At 62.6% G+C, this 564-nt stretch carries 1 protein-coding gene; it reads left to right on the forward strand.

Translation table 11 applies throughout. From position 1 onward, the window contains the following. Positions 1 to 564, forward strand: a 564-nt coding sequence (locus tag VC35_RS28190) for a phospholipase D-like domain-containing protein (RefSeq protein ID WP_046044018.1), incomplete at both ends; no start/stop codon positions are given.

A 564-nucleotide genomic window follows, 5' to 3' on the forward strand; every position in this document is an offset into this window, starting at 1 on the left:
AAGGCAAACGCGACATTGAGACGCTCTACCTGCAAGCGGTGAACAACGCGACCCAGTTCATCTACATCGAGAACCAGTACTTTCGCTGGCCACCCCTGGCTGAACGGATCAAGAAAGTCGCCGCCGCTCAAACCGAAGGTGGTCGCGATCCAGGGCTGCACGGCCCCCTGCACCTCTTCGTCATTACCAACGCTGGCGACGACAGCGTGGGCGCTGGCACCCGCAACACCCAGCGCATGCTCGAAAGCCTCGGGCGGGCCGAGACCATTCCCGAAGTGACCAAGCTGCGGCGCATCGAACAAGTAAAAACGCAAGCATCCCCCCGGCCAATGCCCGAGCCCCGCGACCGCGCCGGGCACCGGGAACTGGCCGAGTGGCAGGCCGAACTTGATTGGCACATCAAGCAAATCCAGGACAGCACCGTCACCCCGGAGGACATCCCCGGCCTGAAAGTGCACCTGTGTTCGCTGGTCGCGCCGGACTCACCGGCGGGCAGGGAATGGATGCCGGTGTACGTCCACTCCAAGATGATGATCGTCGATGACGTGTTCAACACCCACGGCT

Source organism: Pseudomonas fluorescens (genome assembly GCF_000967965.1).
In the GTDB taxonomy this organism is placed as follows: Bacteria; Pseudomonadota; Gammaproteobacteria; order Pseudomonadales; family Pseudomonadaceae; genus Aquipseudomonas; species Aquipseudomonas grandcourensis.